At 34.5% G+C, this 16,151-nt stretch carries 14 protein-coding genes; 5 read left to right on the top strand and 9 right to left on the bottom strand.

Annotated features, from left to right (window positions below):
• From ABD859_RS24110 to ABD859_RS24100, 3 genes are all read right to left on the bottom strand, one after another.
• The coding region (locus ABD859_RS24110) for a DUF7507 domain-containing protein (RefSeq protein ID WP_345147432.1) at nucleotides 1-2,367 on the bottom strand (2,367 nt) is incomplete at its 3' end.
• A gap of 10 nt (nucleotides 2,368-2,377) precedes the next feature.
• Entirely contained in the window at nucleotides 2,378-3,076 is a 699-nt protein-coding gene (locus ABD859_RS24105) for a hypothetical protein (RefSeq protein WP_345147431.1), read from the bottom strand.
• Between the two features lie 521 nt (nucleotides 3,077-3,597).
• Nucleotides 3,598-4,653 (bottom strand): helix-turn-helix domain-containing protein, encoded by a 1,056-nt coding sequence (locus ABD859_RS24100; RefSeq protein WP_345147430.1) that lies wholly within the window; start codon nucleotides 4,651-4,653, stop codon nucleotides 3,598-3,600.
• Between the two features lie 145 nt (nucleotides 4,654-4,798).
• On the opposite strand from ABD859_RS24100, the gene ABD859_RS24095 reads away from it, so the two are divergent.
• The 3 genes from ABD859_RS24095 (at nucleotide 4,799) to ABD859_RS24085 (ending at nucleotide 8,351) form a co-directional block, all read left to right on the top strand.
• Nucleotides 4,799-5,362: a Crp/Fnr family transcriptional regulator gene (locus ABD859_RS24095; protein WP_345147429.1), complete on the top strand. Its 564-nt coding sequence runs from the start codon at nucleotides 4,799-4,801 to the stop codon at nucleotides 5,360-5,362.
• A gap of 95 nt (nucleotides 5,363-5,457) precedes the next feature.
• The gene (locus tag ABD859_RS24090) at nucleotides 5,458-5,847 is read left to right on the top strand and encodes a RidA family protein (RefSeq protein WP_345147428.1); all 390 of its coding nucleotides are present in this window, start codon (nucleotides 5,458-5,460) and stop codon (nucleotides 5,845-5,847) included.
• A 221-nt stretch (nucleotides 5,848-6,068) separates the two neighbouring features.
• Nucleotides 6,069-8,351, top strand: a complete 2,283-nt coding sequence (locus tag ABD859_RS24085; RefSeq protein ID WP_345147427.1) for a cation:proton antiporter — start codon at nucleotides 6,069-6,071, stop codon at nucleotides 8,349-8,351.
• Between the two features lie 50 nt (nucleotides 8,352-8,401).
• Here ABD859_RS24085 and ABD859_RS24080 read toward each other — a convergent pair whose 3' ends face one another.
• Nucleotides 8,402-8,773: a winged helix-turn-helix transcriptional regulator gene (locus ABD859_RS24080; protein ID WP_345147426.1), complete on the bottom strand. Its 372-nt coding sequence runs from the start codon at nucleotides 8,771-8,773 to the stop codon at nucleotides 8,402-8,404.
• Between the two features lie 78 nt (nucleotides 8,774-8,851).
• On the opposite strand from ABD859_RS24080, the gene ABD859_RS24075 reads away from it, so the two are divergent.
• Nucleotides 8,852-9,727: an NAD(P)H-binding protein gene (locus tag ABD859_RS24075; RefSeq protein WP_345147425.1), complete on the top strand. Its 876-nt coding sequence runs from the start codon at nucleotides 8,852-8,854 to the stop codon at nucleotides 9,725-9,727.
• Between the two features lie 79 nt (nucleotides 9,728-9,806).
• Here the strand turns inward: ABD859_RS24075 and ABD859_RS24070 are convergent, their stop codons facing one another.
• From ABD859_RS24070 to ABD859_RS24050, 5 genes are all read right to left on the bottom strand, one after another.
• The gene (locus ABD859_RS24070) at nucleotides 9,807-11,225 is read right to left on the bottom strand and encodes a TolC family protein (RefSeq protein ID WP_345147424.1); all 1,419 of its coding nucleotides are present in this window, start codon (nucleotides 11,223-11,225) and stop codon (nucleotides 9,807-9,809) included.
• Entirely contained in the window at nucleotides 11,206-12,561 is a 1,356-nt protein-coding gene (locus ABD859_RS24065) for an HlyD family secretion protein (RefSeq protein WP_345147422.1), read from the bottom strand. Before ABD859_RS24065 ends, ABD859_RS24070 begins: the two co-directional genes overlap by 20 nt.
• 2 nt (nucleotides 12,562-12,563) lie before the next feature.
• Nucleotides 12,564-14,219 (bottom strand): peptidase domain-containing ABC transporter, encoded by a 1,656-nt coding sequence (locus ABD859_RS24060; protein ID WP_345147419.1) that lies wholly within the window; start codon nucleotides 14,217-14,219, stop codon nucleotides 12,564-12,566.
• A gap of 102 nt (nucleotides 14,220-14,321) precedes the next feature.
• Nucleotides 14,322-14,726, bottom strand: coding sequence for a hypothetical protein (locus ABD859_RS24055; protein WP_345147418.1), 405 nt, complete (start codon nucleotides 14,724-14,726; stop codon nucleotides 14,322-14,324).
• A 216-nt stretch (nucleotides 14,727-14,942) separates the two neighbouring features.
• Nucleotides 14,943-15,347 (bottom strand): DoxX family protein, encoded by a 405-nt coding sequence (locus ABD859_RS24050; RefSeq protein WP_345147416.1) that lies wholly within the window; start codon nucleotides 15,345-15,347, stop codon nucleotides 14,943-14,945.
• 199 nt (nucleotides 15,348-15,546) lie between these two features.
• Here ABD859_RS24050 and ABD859_RS24045 point away from each other — a divergent pair, with 199 nt between their 5' ends.
• Entirely contained in the window at nucleotides 15,547-16,140 is a 594-nt protein-coding gene (locus ABD859_RS24045) for a TetR/AcrR family transcriptional regulator (RefSeq protein ID WP_345147415.1), read from the top strand.
• Nucleotides 16,141-16,151: the final 11 nt, after the last annotated feature.

The raw sequence follows: 16,151 nt of genomic DNA, 5'->3' as shown, positions 1-16,151 counted from the left end.
ATATGGATCATTTACCGCAGTTGGCGCATGATTTACAGTTGGTGTAGCTGAACCAGAGTTATTTCCTGGTGTAGGATCACTTTGTGAACCTGCAATAGATGCTGTATTCGCATATGAACCTGTTGCATTTACCCTTGCTACCATGGTAAGAGTTGTGCTTGCTCCATTAGCAAGATCTCCAATAGTCCAATCTGGAGCTGACCATGTACCTGTCGAAGGTGTGGCACTCACAAAAGTATACCCAGAAGGAAGATTATCAGTAACCGTTACTCCTGTTGCGCCACTAGGACCTGCATTAGAAGCTGTAATGGTGAAAGTAACATCACTTCCAACGTTTGGTGTAGTATTGTCAACAGTTTTCGTCACCGAAAGATTCGTTTGAACTAAAGGCGTAGCTGTTGCCGAGTTATTTCCAGGGGTACCGTCTGGGTTATTTCCAGAAACAGTCGCTGTATTTGCATAAGATCCTGTTGCTCTAACAGTACCTGTAATCTGCAAAGTTGCACTTGCACCGCCCGCAAGACTTCCTACAGTCCATGTTGGTGCAGCCCAGGTCCCTTTAGAAGGAGTAGCACTTACAAAAGTATATCCTGAAGGAAGTACATCGCTTACAGTTACACCTGTAGCTTTATATAATCCATTATTTTTGGCTGTAATGGTAAAAATAACGTTATTTCCAACACTTGGAGTAGTACTATTGGCCACTTTTGTAATCGAAAGATCTGCAGGACAAATCGCTCCTTCAAAAGTTCTGTTCGTCACTGTAGTACCTCCACAAGAAGTGGCTATGGTATATCGAACTTCAACAGTACCGGTTCCAGTAAAAGTCAGTATATTGCCTGATAAGGTACCTGGTCCGCTCACTATAGTCAATGTTCCTCCTTCTGGACTAGGATCTAATAAAACAGGATCGTCAATACAGTATTTAGAATCGGGTCCTCCTCCTAATGAAATAGGCTGAATAACAGGAATTGATTCTGCTCCACAAATTTGAACATTAGCTGTTGTAAAATTATAAGAGGTCACATTTGTGTTATCTGTTGAATTATTTCCCATACTACCATTAATCCTGTGACCAACATAACCAAATCTTGCTTCACAGGCTTTAACAATCATCGACGTATGTCCTCCTGTTTCTACGGCTAAAACTCTATCAGATGCAGCTACACCAGCTGGCATTGTAGGGTCTATGGTCTCGTTACCACTTCCACCTCCAAGTAAACTCCTATTGTTTTGCCCGAAAGCATATAGATTATAATTATTGTTTATGACATTTATAGCTCCATATTCAGTATCATGTTCTTGTACACTAAACCATTTGATATTGTTCATAACGTCTGTGTTAGTGGAACTATATCTTGGCTGTACCCATGATAATCTGTTAACAGGATCCCAGTCACCTAATTGTTTATTTGTGTTTCTTCCTAAACCGTACAAATTACCATTAGTAGCTAAAACATAATAAGATTTTACACCATCTGGTCCAGTTGAACCAATCATTTTTGGAGTTATAGAGGCTGGAAGCGTCATTCGTGCAGCTCTATTCTGATTACCGCTGGCATTATTATCTCCTAAATAAACACTATTTCCCCAAACATAAACCGTACCATCTGATTTCAGAGCCATAAGAGTGTTATAACTTCCTCGACAAGCTACAACGTTGCTCAAAAATGGATTGCCATTCTCTGTAGTAGTTACTCGATACCAATTTAAAGCATCACCTGAAGCTCCATTTCCTCTAACATTTGCAGTTTGAGAAATAACCCATACATCGCCGCTGCATGTGGTAATAGCTAATGTCCCAAAGGTAGCAAACATCATTTTGACATCACTAGGAATTACACCTGTTGGTAATCCGTTATTATTTGGACCAAATGTGACTTTCTGAAATGTTGTACTGGTAGTAAGGCTGGTAGCTAAAACCGCTCCTCTTGTACCCCATACATACAATCCGTCTGTAGCCAAAATTATCCCTTGAGTACCATTCGAAGAATTACTGCCCAAAGCTCCTTTTAATACTGTAGCTCCAGTGCTTAATGCAGGAAAATTTGTTTGGTTTATAGTTCGTGATGTTATTAAATTGGATGTTCCATCATTTGCCATTTTCTCTCCCCAAACTTGAAGAGAACCATCTGAAGTTCTAACGATCGTACTATGAAAACTTGATATAAAGTTATCATATTCTATTGATGAAGCATCATTATTAGAATCAGCACCAAAATTCGATAAATTGGTACCTGAACATCCCTGAACAGGAATAGCACACTGTGCATTTGATACCTGACTGAATACAAAAAAGACAAAAAATAAAATAATTGTCTTTTGTAAATTCAATACTCTATTTAAAGTAAAGTAGTTTTTTATCATACTCTTTGCATTATTTTATTACCTGATGAAGATTGTAGGTCTGAACCTGATTATTAAAATCATGAAAATCAAACATCAAATACGTTTCCTGATTGACGATTCCTGATAGCTTATATTTTAATAATTGTGTTTTACTACCAATAACAATCTCTTTTTCTACTGGTTCAACAGTAAATGAAACGCCTAATCCCGCAACAGACATTCCTGGTGCAGGTAATTTTATATTGGAATTATCTTTTGTAGTAATTTTTGTCGGAACAGTAATTATTAAATCGGAATAATTTCTTCCCCTCACGATTTGTTCTGAAAATGAGATTTTAGAAAAGTCAAAAGTCAATCTCACAGATTCAACTTTTATTTTAAATCTTTCTGCAAACGCTGGATGATTACATTCATCGTCGTGTTTTTTGTTTTCGTGAAAGTTAATTTCATATTCTCCCGGTTCTTCGAATGAATAGTTATTAATTTCATTACCGCGAATTACAGCGTGAATATTCTTTGCAGCATTAGCAATGGTCCATGTTACAGATTCATCAATAGTTTCAAAATCAATTTTTTCTCCAAATGAAATCACTTTGTAATATTGATTTGATCCAAAACCAATTTGATTCTGAGCTTCAGACGTATAACCAATTAATAGAATGAAAATAAAAATAGAAACAACTTGTTTTTTAAAATTTAAACTTGTTGTCAAAGTATTTTTTCTCATCTGCATGAAATCATTTTCAGCAGATAAAAACAATAAAAAACTAACTAAGAATCCCTTCAAAGTCCGATCTTTATTACACGTTAAGTTTTTAAAATAAGTAAAGTTCACCATATATAATCAATAATTAAAAATTCACAAATAAGCATAAAAAGTCCCTGTACGCTTAGATTTCATTTTTTGAAATCCAGCGTATTTTTGTTTTGTAATAAAATCTTATAAATGCTGTAAGAACAGCAAGGATAAAGCGTTGACAGCAGAAATATCTAATTTCTAAAAAGTGTCAGTCACTTCTTTCGCGGCCAAATGTAGATGAAAAATAAAGGTACGAATAGTCAATTCGGACATATTTTAGTCTTAATATGAATGATTATAACCTGCGAGAAAAAGTCTACGCAAAATCCGCAACAAGTGTTTTTAAAACACTAATAATTAATCGATTACATTTTTTCGATTATTTAGAAGAATCTGATTTGCAATTAAGTACAAGAATTTTTTTTCGGCATTTTTAGTTTTAAAACATGCTAAAAACGGTCTTCAGACGGTAGTTTACCAAATCGTTTCTTAAAACTCGATGCAAATCGGCCAGCCGAATCATAACCGGCAATTACGGCGATATCCTGAATATCAAAGTCAGATTTCTTTATAAGCTGTCTGGCAAGCATCATATTTTTTTCTTTATGATATTGCAGCATCGAAAATCCAAAAACAGCTTTGAAATTTGCCTTTAATTTGGTTGGAGATGTGTTTACTTCTTTGGCTATATATTCGATACCAATAAAAGGAAGATGCAGATTTTGAAGAATAATTTTTTCGGCACGTGAAACATTTAAATAATCCAGATTACTTAAAGAAATATTATCTTCAATACGGCTGTCAATAAAACAATTATCAAAAAATTCGGTCATTAATTTCATCGACTTCTTTTTTATTGCTGCTTCATCAGCTTCAGAATTACTTTCTTTTTCCAGCAAATCAGATAAATCAGCACCTACTTCATGTGCTTTCTGCGAAATATCGAGCCAAGTATAAGAACCTCTTTTTCCGTTTAAGAAGTTCAAAATTGCCTTTCTTTCTTTAAACTTTTTAGAAGTTAAATTCTTCTTAGCCCAATCTTTTCGAATAGCAATACTAAAAAATTTACCATCGGCTTGTTTATAAAAATAACTGGAAATCTCAGTATTAGGTTTACTGAACGTCCAGCAGGTACTTAAAAGACTCAAAGCACTTCCATCCTTCAGCGGAAATTTATATTCAAAAACAGAAAAAGTCAAAAGATAATAGTCACTGCTCTGATTGTTGTCATAACCGGAAAGCGCCATGATATTTTCCTTCATATTCATGTAAAATGTCAACAGCCAAAATCCTTCATCCATTTCTCTGTAATACATTTTTGCCTTACATAGCGAAGTATTAAAAGTAATAAGGTGTTTTTCGGGAAAATGCCTCGATATAGGCAGTTCTAACATACTGTCTAACATTATTTGCGGAGAATTAAACAAATAAGGAAATTGAAAGAAACCATCTTTCAGCAAAAAAAGATATTTCTGAATATGTTTAGGCCAATTATCTAAAGTCATAAAAATTAAAGCAGTTCGAGGCGGATATATTTGTTTTTACCTTATAGTCATTAAGGATTTTACCGCACAAAAATAAAAAAAATGACGGTTAGATTGTTTAAAAAAAGATGATTTCATTGATAATTTAAATAACTTTGGCAACTTTATGCAGGCAAAACTCCGTGAACATATCGAAAAAATTGTACCGCTTACAGACGACGAATTCGCATTTGTAAGTCGTTTCTTTTCTGTTAAAAAATTCAGGAAGCATCAATTTCTGATTCAAAAAGGAGATCCTAAGGTTTATTCTTTCTTTATAAATTCAGGACTTTTAAAATTGGTTTATACCGATGATTCAGAAAAAGAACACATCGTTTCTTTTGCCATGGAAGATTGGTGGGAAAGCGATTATTATGCATTTTTTACCCAAACCGAAGCTACAATGTCACTAGAATGTCTCGAAGATACCGAAGTACTTTGTTTTTCATTTGAAGATTATAAAAACCTATGCAGCGGCCTTCAGAAAATGGAACACTTTTTTCTCGAAAAAGCCAATTGGGGTTTCCTCAGTTCACAGCGCCGCATTATTTCTGCAATGGCTTACAGTTCAAAAGAACGTTACGAACAATTTCTTAAACAATATCCTTCTCTAATACAGCGAATACCAAAAAGTCTTATCGCTTCTTACTTAGGTGTTTCGCGCGAAACCCTGAGCAGATTATCTTCTTAATGTGACAAACCTCACTTTTTATTTGTGAGAAATGTCAAGAGCTGATTCAGTTTCTTATTTTCAATTTTGCAGAGTAAATTTTAAACTTAAAAAAAATGGAAAAAAGAATCATAAATCCGTGGGAATGGCAAAACAAACGCAGTTATGTACAAGCTGTAGAAGTAAAAAATGCACAGGGAACTTTGTACGTTTCCGGACAAACTGCCATAAGTGCCGATGGAATTTCGAGCAATGAAAACATGGAATCGCAATTAAATCTCGCCATAAAAAACCTCGAACAAGTAATTACCGAAGCAGGTTACGAATGCCAGAATATTGTGCGGTTAAATATCTACACAACGGCAACACACGAGTTATGGCCTCATTTTTCAATCATTCAGGATTGGGTTGCAAAACACAATATAAAACAGGCAACAACTTTAATGGAAGTTAAAAGTCTTTTTGAAACCCTAAAAGTTGAGCTTGAAGCAACGGTTGTAAAATAACATTTCTTGATTTCTTGGCACAAAAAATCCTTCAATTACTTTCTTTAAATCTGTTTCATTACAAAGTTTTTCTGAGTCATTACAAAATTGCATACTTCGTCTATGCCGTAAAATGATTTTGTTTTAAAATTGCGCTGATTTTATAGACTAATCTCTCAAATCTATTCTGTTTTCTCCCCTAAAAACAGAATGGATTTACGGGAATTTTAAATTAAAGCAAAATGAAAAAATTTAGAAACAGTATTTTTTACGTTGGTATTATTGGAGGATTTTCCCTTCTTATGTATTGGATAATTCAAATGGGATTAAAACTGGAAACAGGAAGAAACCTGACTATTCCAACATCAGACAAAAGCCAATTAACCGAATTTCTTGATTCACTTGTTAAAAACCTTCACCACCCTTTAGCCCTTTTATTAGCACAAATTGTTACCATAATTTTCGTAGCCAGAATTTTTGGCTGGATCTGTATTAAAATAAAACAACCGGCCGTAATTGGCGAAATGATTGCCGGAATTGTTATGGGTCCATCGCTTATAGGAATGTATTTTCCTGAATTTTCGGCTATGCTTTTCCCAACTGAATCTCTTGGAAATCTTCAGTTTTTAAGCCAGATTGGATTAATACTTTTCATGTACATTGTTGGTATGGAAATCGATATGAAAATCCTCAGAAACAAAGCCCATGATGCTGTAGTTATCAGCCACGCCAGTATTATTATTCCTTTTGTTTTAGGAATGGGATTAGCCTATTTTATTTATGATGAATTTGCGCCTGCCAATGTTCAGTTTACTTCATTCGGTCTATTTGCCGGAATTGCCATGAGTATTACCGCTTTTCCGGTTTTGGCAAGAATTGTACAAGAACGCGGTATTCATAAAACCAGATTAGGAACCATTGTAATTACCTGCGCCGCTGCAGATGATATTACAGCATGGTGTATTTTGGCAGTTGTGATTGCGATTGTAAAAGCAGGATCATTTGGAAGCGCAATTTACACCGTACTTCTGGCTTTGGGCTATGTAATTGTAATGGTAAAAGTGGTTCGTCCGTTCTTAAAAAGAATTGGAGATTTATACAGCTCTAACGAAAAATTAAGCAAACCAATTGTAGCCATATTTTTTCTTACCCTTGTTATTTCTTCTTATTTAACAGAAGTTATAGGTATTCATGCCCTATTTGGAGCTTTTATTGCAGGAGCTATAATGCCGGAAAACGTACGTTTTAGAAATTTATTTATCGAAAAAGTTGAAGACGTAGCACTCGTTCTTTTATTACCTCTTTTCTTTGTTTTTACTGGTTTACGAACACAAATTGGTTTATTAAACGAGCCTTATTTATGGAAAATCGCCGGAGTAATTTTCTTGGTTGCAGTAATTGGAAAATTTGTCAGCAGTACTTTGGCAGCAAAATTTGTGGGACAGAACTGGAAAGACAGTTTATCAATTGGTGCCTTAATGAATACCCGCGGATTAACCGAATTGGTAGCCTTAAACATTGGTTACGATTTAGGAGTTTTAACTCCGGAATTATTCTCAATGATGGTAATAATGGCGCTTGCGACAACTTTTATGACAGGACCAACTTTAGATTTCATTAACTGGTTATTTAAAGATCAAAAAGAAGAATCTGAAAGTGATATTGCACTAAAAAACAAATACCGTATTTTATTATCATTTGATAAAGCAGAATCCGGAAAAGCTTTGCTTAAAGTTGCAGACGGACTAACAAATAAAAGAATCGAAAGCTCTGAAATCACAGCTATGCATTTTCTGCCTACAGAAGAAATACACCATTACAATACAGAAACTTATGAAACAGAAAGTTTTAAAGAAGTAATAGAAGAATCGATAGCCTTAAACCGAAATATTACGACGATGTTTAAAGCATCTTCAGATATTGATAATGAAATTGTAAACGCTGCCAATAAAAGCAAACAGGATTTACTTTTAATTGGTATTGGAAAATCAATTTATGAAGGAAGTTTACTGGGAAAAGTGCTGGGCTTTACAACCCGAATTATTAATCCGGAAAAGCTTATCAATACCGTAACGGGTAAAGAAAACATTCTAGAAGCCGCTCTTTTTGATGACGGAACGAAACAGATAATTGCTAAATCTCAAATTCCTGTTGGGATTTTAATTGATAAAGATTTAAAAGACCTTTCAACCATTTTTATACCGCTTTTTTATGCAAAAGACTGGGATTTAATTCAATCTTATGTGCAAAAATTCATTCACAATTCATCTAGTAAAATTGTTGTTTTAGATACCGAAGGAAAAATTACTGTCGATTTAGATACCAAAGAAAAAATCAGATTAATGGAAATGGCAGCTCCAAATCAGCTTTCACTGAAAAATGAAAGACCCGTAGAAAAAGATTTCTTAAATGAGCAAAGTTTAATGCTGATTACTATTGAAGGCTGGAAACGACTCGTAGACACCAAAACTTCATGGCTGTCTGATATTCCTTCAACTTTAATAATTGCAGAAGAAAAAAAATAACTTCATCTTTAAAATGCCTCTTTATAAGAGGCATTTTTTTTTATTTTATTCTAAACCGTTACATCATAAACACCGTCTTTAACCTTAAAAGCCCACGAAGCCATTGCATCAATAACCGGCAGTAAACCTTGTCCGGCATTGCTGAGACTATACGTTACAAAAGGCGGTACAACAGGTTTCGCCTCTCTTATTACAAGGCCGTCGGCTTCTAATTGTTTTAAATGCTGAATAAGCATTTTTTCGGTCACAGCCGGAATAGCTCTTTTTAATTCGCTGTAACGTTTATCACCTGTTGATAAATGGTAAAGAATAATAGGTTTCCAGTAACCGCCTATTTTTTCCATCACAAAAGTAACAGGGCATTTTTCTAAAGCATACTGCTTATTTTCCTGAATTGTCGATGATTCTTTAATTGCTGTCATAATACATACTTTAGGGTAAGTACTTGTATAAAAGTAAGTACAAAGATACCTTTGTCTCAACAAATAAAAAAATATATTATGAAAATTATAGTATCTGGTTCTTTAGGGAACATTGGAAAACCATTAACTGCTAATCTTGTTGCTGCTGGTCACGATGTAACAGTAATAAGCAGCAACGCAGACAAAAAATCAGCAATCGAAAATTTAGGCGCAAAAGCAGCAATTGGTTCTGTAAGTGATTCAGGGTTTTTAACTGAAACATTAAAAGGTGCCGATGCTCTTTTTGCCATGACGCCTCCAAACTTAGGCGGTCAAAATGTAATTGCAAATACAACCGAAGCCGGACGTGCTTTCGCGAAAGCAATATCTGAAACCAATATTAAGCGTGTTGTAATGTTAAGCAGTATTGGAGCCGATTTACCAACCGGAAACGGACCAATTGCCGGACTTTATCATATTGAAAAATTGTACAATGAATTAAATACGTCGATTACTTTTTTAAGAGCCGGATATTTTTACACAAACTTTTATAATGATGTTCCAATGATTAAAGGAGCGGGAATTATGGGAGGTAATTTCCCTGCTGATGTTAAAATTCCATTAGTTCATCCAAAAGATATTGCTCAGGCTGTCGCCGAAGAAATTGTAAAAACTTCAGAAGGAAAAAATATTCGTTATATAATCAGTGATGTTCGCACACCTGGTGATACAGCAAAAACTTTAGGAACTGCTATTTCTAAATCAGATTTACCATGGGTTGAGTTTACAGATGAACAATCACTTGAAGGAATGAAACAAGCCGGAATACCAGAAGAAATTGCCGGATTATATACTGAAATGGGAACTGGTTTAAGAAACGGAAAAATTGCCGAAGATTTTCTAAAAAGCAATTTATCTGTTGATGGAAAAACAAAACTGGAGGATTTTGCAAAAGAATTTGCTGCTCAATTTTAAAATATAAATCTCAAAATAAAAAAGCAGCAAATAAAATATTTGCTGCTTTTTTAACAATAATAACTAAGTCTGAAAAAAATTAATCCGGGTTTGCCAGAATCTTATACAATTCAGCATTTGAAATATAAAACTGATTTTCAATACTGATTTGCGATAACTTAGCACTTACCAGATTATTTTCTCTTGAATTGATTAAAAAGATCGAACTTTCGCCAAATGAAAACAGTTTTTCTTCTGAATTCAGCATGGTTGTATAATCTTTAACCAAATTATCAATAACATTTTTTTGTCTTCTTAGCGAAGAAATTTCGGTTTGCTGCGCTTTTATTTTGTTTTTAAGTTCCAGTCGCTGCTGTTCAATATCATACTTTAAATCCTGAATTTTGATTTTCGCCATTTTGAGGCTTCCACGTTCTTTTCTCAGGAAAATCGGAATGCTGAAATCAACATTAAACTTATAATCGTCGGCATTAAAAGAATCAAAATAAGCAGGTTCTGAAATATAATTGTAACCCACATTTAATTTTGGCAGAAGTGCATTAGCCTTCAATTTTCTTCCAATTTCAAGCATATCCATTTTGGTTTCCAAAGCCTGAATTTTAGGATGCGTATCCAGAGTTTCTACTTCAACCAGCATGACATCGGTTCTAAGCGTACCTTCAACAGTAAGACTAAGGTTTTCTTCTGGTTTTACCATTTCGCCTAATTCTACCGGAACGTTTTCCAGCCATAAATAATTAGATAAATACAATTTGGCTTTAGCCAGTTTCAAATTACCATTTTCAACATTTAATTCTCTGTTTCTAACCGTAATTCCAGCTTCAACGCTGTCAATTGCAGGTGCATCACCAAGCTCTATCAATTTTTTTACACCTAGAAAACGAGTACTCGCAAATCCTAAATATCTTTTATAAAGTTCCGCTTCATTATAGCTTTTTCTCCATTCAAAATACGCTTCACTTGCTTTGTATAAAACTTCAATTGCTTTTAGTTTTCGCTGTGCATCGCTTAATTTCAGTTGCAGCTTTCCTTCTCTTACATCGGCCATACGCTGATTAATAAACATTCCCTGACCAAGCGCAACGCTTACTCCAAGAGAAGTCAAACCAGCTTCGGGTGTACGATTCTGCGGATTGTAATATTGTCCGTCGGTATCATCAAAACCCGCTTTAATTTCAATTCCGTACCATGTTGGAATTTTAAAACTGCTGTTTAATAACGAATAATATTCAGTTCCTTTAAATTCTTTTTTACTGTAATCTACTTCAATTTTAGGATCAAATCCACCGCGCGCCGCCATAAGCGCCGCCTGAGCATTGCTTATTTCAAGATTTGCCTGTTTTACCAGCGGATGGTATTTTTTTACATATCCTAAAAATTCGCTGTAACTTAATTCCTCTTTATTAAAATCCTGACTATAAGAAGTCGAAAAACCGAATAAAAATAAAAGAGAAAACAGTCTTACAACGTATTTCAATTTATTTTTTGTCTTTTCCATTTTTTGCGTCTTTTTCGTCTGCTTTATAATAATTTGGAGGGAAACCATTTAGGTTACGCCATATTTCATACCAAACAGAAACTGTTTCCAATAAAGCAATACTCTGTGCTCCTGCTCCAATGCTCAGCTCTTTTGGCCATTTGTTATCTACGCCATCCGGAGAAATCAAAACTCTGTATTTTCCGTTAGCGCTTATGAAGTTTTCAATTGCAACAATTTTTCCTCCGTAAGTTCCGTATGACAATCCCGGCCATCCAGAAAATACAATTCTAGGCCATCCGTCAAACCAAACTCTCACTTTTGCACCACGGTGTACCAGCGGAAGATCGATTGGATCAACATAGGTTTCTACAGCAATATCATAACTTGCCGGCATAATACTTACAATTGGAGTTCCTTCCTTAATGGTTTCTCCTAAACCAGCCAGCAAAGCACGGTTTACATAACCGCTTTGAGGTGCTGTAATGTAGTACAAACCATTTCTTAAGCTGTAATTTACATATTGATTTTCAAGTTTATTTACCTGAGCTTCTGTATCATATTGTGTACTCAGCGCTGTAAATTTATCGCTTCTTGATTTCGAAATTTTCTCGCTATACTCAGCAGTAATACGGTTAATTTCAACTTTAGCATTTATCAATTCATTTTTACTGCTCAAAAGTTTGTTTTGCTGTGTAATAATGTACGCTTCAGATTCTTGAAGTTTTAGTCTTTTCTGCTCAACATCAGTAAGCGGTTTTAAACCTTCTTTATTTAATGCTGTTGAACGGTCAAATTGCGTTTTAGCGATTCTTAACTGCGTTTTTACCGCTTCAAGATCCATACTGTCACTTTTAATTTTCAGCTGGGCTTGTTTTATTTTATTTTGAGCCTGCTGTAATTTTAATTCTCTTTCAGTATTCAATGACTGCGCCTGAACATCGAGAGAGTTTACTTTATCTCCATACGATTCTACTGCCATTTTTTTAGCATCAACCTGTTGTTTGGTATTATTCACCAAATTAGGATCAAGGTAATCCTCTTTTACTTCGGAAATAAAAACAATCGTATCGCCTTTTTTTACATAATCACCTTCCTGAACATACCACTTTTCGATACGTCCGGCAATTGCATTATGCACAGTCTGCGGACGCTGATCTGGTTTTAAAGTCGTTACAGCACCGCTTCCTGAAATATTCTGTGTCCACGGCAAGAAAAGACAAGCTACAGCAAATATCAGAAACCCAATAATTACCCTGTTTAAAATTTGGTAATGAGGTCTCTTGGCAACACTTGTAATAGATTTGTATTTGCCGGGAGTTATTAATATATTGTTATCTTTAGATATATTGAGCATGATTAAAGCTTTATGTCGTTAATAATTTTTCCATCGTCAATCGTTATCATACGGCCGCATTTGTTCTTCCAGATATCATTTTTAGAAGTAACAATTACCGTCCAGTCATTTTCTTCAGAAAGTAAAAAATCAACAATTTTACCCGAAGTCAATTCATCCATTTTATCAACAGGATCTTCAAGGAACAATATATTAGGTTTGTGCACGATACTGCGTGCTAAAAGTATTTTTTGAACATCTGAAGCCGAAAGCTCACGCCCGCCCGGATGAATTTGATGTTCCAGTCCGTTCGGGAAAGTTTTAATATCCGGCGTTAAACCTACGTTGTCTAAAGCCCATTTTAAATCATCGTTATTAAGCGTTTCGTTTCCAAAAAGTATGTTTTCTCTAATCGTTCCTGCAAAAAGCGTATCGCCTTGTAAAAAAGTTCCCGCCTGTGCTCTGTACGTATCTTCATCAAGACGGTTCATGTAATTGTCTGTTACATACATGGCACCGCTTTCTGGTTCTAGAAGTCCGGCAAGCAAGCGTAATAAAGTACTTTTTCCGGCACCGTTTGTTCCTCTTAAAATAATTTTCTCGCCCTGAGACACTTTCAGATTGATATTTTTAAGCGACTTTTTATTGTGTTCAGGATAATTGTAAGCAACGCTTTCAGTTTCGATATTTATTCCCGTATCACTTACCGCAGATGTATTAGGAATGCAAGCAGTTTCCATATCTGTAACCTGCCCGATTTTTTCTACAGAAGTCAATACATCATAAAATGATTCAAGACCAAAGATTATTTTTTCTACAGAATTAATAAGTAATACGATTACGATTTCAGCTGCCACAAACTGCCCAATGTTCATTTGATGGTGAATTACCAGAAAACCACCAATCGACAATAAGGCAGCTGTAACAATTACTTTAAAAATAGTAAGCTGAATGTATTGTTTTTTCATTACCTGAAAGTGTTTTTCACGGTAATTTACATATTCACTAACGTAGCCGTCGTTTCTTTGCAGCGCATATTCGAAACCGCTTTTTCTGCGGAAACTTTCGCGGTTGCGGGCTATTTCCTGAAGCCACGCTGCTACTTTATATTTAAACTTTGATTCGTTAAGACTCGTTTCAAGTCCGTCTCTGTATGAAAATTTAAAAATGATATACAAAATAACGATAAACAAAAGGCCTATAACCATAAAAAATGAATGGTACAAAACCAATAAAATAATACCAAGTCCCACCTGTAAAAAGGCTGTACAAAAGTCTAGTAATAATTTTGCAGTTCCTTTTTGAACCATTAAGGTATCAAAGAAACGGTTTGCTTTTTCCGGCGCATATTCAGAATACATTTCTTTAAATTTAATTAAAGGCATTCTGTAGGCAAACTCAAATGAAGAACGAACAAAAATTCGCTGTTGCAGATTTTCTACAATTCTGAGCTGTAAAATCGTTAAAACTCCACCAAAACCAACACCTATAGTTACCAAGATCACTAACACGATCCAGGAAACACTTAGTTGTCCGCTTTGAATAAAATTAATAATGGCCTGTATTCCCAGAGGAAGTGAAAGATTCACTAAACCGGCAAAAGCAGCATAAAATATAATTTGATATACGTCGCGCTTATCCAGCCTGAGTAAGTTGTAAAAACGTTGTAATGGTGTCATGAATTTATATATAAATACAAGATTAATAGATAGATATTAATATACGGTAAATACCGTATTAAGGATTACAAAGAAAACTCTAATCCTTACAAAATTAAGTATTTATATAATAACTCGCGGAGGCGGTATATCTATTTTACCATGAAATCCAAATGAAAAAACAGAATTATCTATGTATTTTTTTCCTTCTGCCTGTAATTGAAAACTGCAACCCGCCAAAGATGTATAAGCAGGCACTAAATATTCTAATAAAGGAATTCCTTTGGCTAATTTGGTAGTTTTAGTATCCTTTGTTTCGTAATCATCCAGTTCTTCGGGAATTCCGTCGCATTTAAAGATTTTCTTTAAAAAACTGCATGTGATACCTTTAACCGAATGCGTTTCGGTATTGTTGTTTATAATACGCCCAAAGGTTCCGGAGAAATTAATACTGCTCATTAAAAAATAGCCGATAAGCAACGCCTGTAGGCATTTACATAAAATACTATTTTTAATTTGAGTCAACATTTTTCGTTCTTTAAAGGGGCGCAAGTTAGAACGAAATCTTGGGTGCAACATTAAAATAACATTAGAATTTAAGTTTTATCGGGGTTTGGGCTGTTATTTTTTTCTTAAAATGAAACACAAAAAAAGAGACCCGAAAGTCTCTTAATTGTATCTGTAGAATTTTATTACAAAAGATTGATTAAGTGTAATATAATATTCTATTTTATAAATTTTAAATTAATCCCATTTGTTGTTTTTTGAAGCTGCAAGATTTCCGCCTCCTGTAAAAAACAAAGCAAGCGAACCAAAAAAATATAAACCTATAAGTTCTAATGCCCAGCCTCCGGTTTGTTCGTTTAATTTAGGAATATCGGCAGTATGCACTAAAAGAACTGCTACAAAACAGTTTATTGCCAATAGTAAAGCTCCGATTCTGGTTCTAAAACCAATTATAATTAATAATGGTGCTAAAATTTCACCTATTAAAACTCCATAAGCAATAAAACCCGGAAGTCCTTTACCTTCAAGCATACCGCTTATAAACTCTAAACCGCCTCCAAGTTTTGCAATGCCATGAAACAGCATTAAAAGCCCTACTGCCAAACGAAGTATCAGCAGACCAAAATCGTTGTTTTTTCTCATTTCTTTAATAATTAAAAGTTAGTAAAGTAAAATCAGTATCTCATACAAAATCAGATTAATATGATAGCTGTTAGTAGTAAAAATAATAAAAAATATATTAACATATTATTCTAAAAATCAGGTTTCAAAAAATAATTATTTATAAATAAGCAAACATTCATTTATTATTGTATCTTTGCATCAACAAAATCCTTTTATATTGAGAACGCGAGATACTAATAAAGAAGAAATCGTAAAACAGAAAACCATAGAAATGATTGTAAAGCACGGCATCGAGGGCTTTGCAATGAACCGATTAGCAAAAGAATGTGGTATATCTGTTGCGACTCTTTATATTTATTATGCTGATAAAGAAGATTTAATTAAAAAAGTGGGAACCGAACTGGGCACTTATTTTTTTAAAAGTTCTTTAAAAGATTTTTCTCCTGACATGCCTTTTGCAGAAGGCCTTGCCAAACAATGGGAAAACCGTTCATCTTTTATGATGGAAAACACAGATAAGATTTCCTGCTGGGAAATTCTTCAGAACTCTAATTATGGAGAATATATCGTAAACGAAAGCCTGATTGAATTAAAAGAAATCATGACAAAGTTTTTGCATGGAGCTATCGAAAGAAAAGAAATCGTACCCGTATCAAAAGAAGTTTTCTGGAGTATTGCTTATGGCCCATTATACAATCTATTGCGCTTTCATGAAAAAGGAAAAGGACTTGGAGGATCTTCTCCGTTTAAATTAACAGCCGAAATACAAAAAGAAGCTTTAAGCTTAGTTATTAAGGCGCTTAAACCTTAAAAAAATTATGT

This window comes from Flavobacterium ginsengiterrae (assembly GCF_039539785.1).
Lineage (GTDB): Bacteria > Bacteroidota > Bacteroidia > Flavobacteriales > Flavobacteriaceae > Flavobacterium > Flavobacterium ginsengiterrae.
The sequence above is the reverse complement of the archived record's forward strand: the minus strand, read 5'-3'. Positions and strand labels throughout refer to the sequence as shown.